The sequence below is a fragment of the Mesorhizobium sp. M7A.F.Ca.US.002.01.1.1 genome, assembly GCF_004022955.1.
GTDB lineage: Bacteria > Pseudomonadota > Alphaproteobacteria > Rhizobiales > Rhizobiaceae > Mesorhizobium > Mesorhizobium ciceri.
Genome location: NZ_RZQE01000710.1, coordinates 1 through 2,255, shown reverse-complemented (window position 1 = coordinate 2,255; position 2,255 = coordinate 1). Strand labels below are relative to the sequence as shown.

The 2,255-nt window shown below is 64.9% G+C and carries 2 protein-coding genes; both read right to left on the bottom strand.

What is annotated here, in order from left to right; translation table 11 throughout:
- Window positions 1-1,783 (bottom strand): AI-2E family transporter (locus EN932_RS34455; RefSeq protein ID WP_164890790.1); only part of this gene is annotated, 1,783 nt, incomplete at its 3' end.
- 152 nt (window positions 1,784-1,935) lie between these two features.
- Window positions 1,936-2,255: ATP-grasp domain-containing protein (locus EN932_RS34450; RefSeq protein WP_128369450.1), on the bottom strand; the 320-nt coding region annotated here is incomplete at its 5' end.

Here is a 2,255-nt window from a genome sequence, read left to right as displayed (position 1 = left end):
ACCAGAACACGATTACCACCCGAAGTGCGGCCGTCGCACGCTTCAGCCGGCGGACCAGAAAGCGGGCGTGCTTGGTGGAATCCCGGTTCAGGAATCCGACCACGACGGTGTCGACGGTTTCGAGCTCAAGGCGGCGAATGCCGGCGGGTTCCATATCGGCAAAGCTGGCTTTCGACACCGTCGCGCCCTGGACCTCCAGCACCTGCGCCAGCATCGCGGCAGCGGCGTCGTCGAGCTCGCCACGCCCCCCGGCGCAAAGCACGGACATATCCGTGCCATCGGGCAGTTCGGTCTCGTCCTCCCCGCCGGGATCGTCATCGTCGCTCGCCTCTGCGGCCACGGGCGGCCCCTCCTCCTCGCCTGCCTCCTCCTGCGCGCTGTCGTCGAGATTGGCGACCAGCATCAGGGCACTGGCCGCCACCTGCCGCCTTTGCAAATCGCCCATGACGCCGCGCACACGGTCCTGTTCGCCCAGCAGAAGCGCCGGAATGGCAACCTTGTCATAGAATTCGACCAGATATTTCTCCTCCAGCATCTCCTCGGCATGATCGGTGGCTTCTTCCGGATCGCCGGCCAGCAGCCGCTGGTACAGGCGCGCATGGGGTTCGAGCACGGGCTCGTTGCCGAACAGCACGTCCAGGAATTCAAACTGCGGCACGTGCCTGCCCAGCACCACCAGGCAGACAGTGAGCGGCGTCGACAGGATCAGCCCGAGCGGCCCCCAGAGCCACGTCCAGAAAATCGCCGCGACGATGATCGCCAGCGGCGACAGTCCCGTTCGCGAACCGTAGAGCCAGGGTTCGATGACATTGCCGGTGATCAGTTCCATCACCACGAACAAGGCGGCTGTCCACAGCACGAGCGACCAGCCCGGTGCCACGGCCAGCGCCAGGAACAGCGGCAAAAGCATGCCTATGATCGGGCCGATATAGGGAACGAAACGCAGCGCCAGGGCCAGCAGCCCCCACAGCAGCGCATTGGGAATACCGAGGGCCCAGAGCCCGATCGCGATCGGTATGGCGTAGACGATGTTGACGACCAATTGCATCAGGAGATAGCGGCCCACCCGCTTGGCGGCATCCTGAAGCGCCTCGGTGGTGCGGTGGAGGTCGCCGTAGCCGACAAGCCGGATGAAGCGGTCGCGCAGATCCTCCCGCTCGAGCAGCATGAAGATGACGACGACAATGATCAGCCCGGCCGACCCAAGCGGGCTGATCAGCGGCCCGACGACATTCTGCAGGACCTGAAGCGGCCTTTCGTGCGCGACGATCTCGACGGGCACCGGCTCGCGCGGCGGCTTTTCCGGGGTGGCGACCGGCAGCGAGGGGTCTTGCCTGTCGATCTCCTGGCCGACCCGCTCGACCACCTTGCTCAGTCTGGCAAGGATCCCGCCGCCGACCCCGGTTTCCTTGAGCGAGCGGATCTTGGTCAGGATGTTGGTCTGGTAGACCGGGATGTTCTGCGCCAGTTCGCTGACCTGCGTGGCGACGATGAAGGAGAACAGGCCAAGCGCCGCGAAGGCGCCGAGCACGCTGGCGATGACGGCGGCAATCCGGGGAATGCCGAGCTTTTTTAGCGCTGCGACAAGCGGCGCCAGTGCGAAGGTCAGCAGCAGCGCGATGGCGATCGGCAGGAAAACCTCGCGCCCGAAATACAGTGCCGCCACTGTCGTGACGATGGCCGCCACATTGGGCAAAGAGGTTCGCGGATGGGGCGCGGCCGCTGAAAGGGTGTCCCCCAGCCCATCAGCCGGAGACGCCGTGCCGTTTCGACGATTGGCCACGTGATGCCTCCCTGCCAAATGCCATGGTCGGGCATATAGAGCGGACGTGCAACTTTAGCCAACGATGAAATACGCCTCGCTCACAGGCAATGATCCGGCCCGCACCGGCCGCTCCCCAAGGGCTAAATGGAAGTCAGGCTCGCCCGATCGGATCAGCGCGCCGCATGCCTGGCCAGCGCGTGCTCGATCAGCACGTCGATGGTCTGGCTGTAGCCGATGCCTGAGGCGGCAAGCGCCTTGGCATACATCGAGATGTCGGTGAAGCCGGGAATGGTGTTGACCTCGTTGACAAGCAGGCTGCCGTCGGTGCGCAGGAAGAAATCGACGCGCGCCATGGCTTCGCAGCCAAGCGCCTGGAACGCCTGCCGCGCCATATCCCTGGCCTTTTCGGCCACATCGGCCGGGACATCGGCGGGCACCTTGACCAGCGCGCCGTCGGCATCGAGATATTTGGCCTCATAGGTGTAGAAGC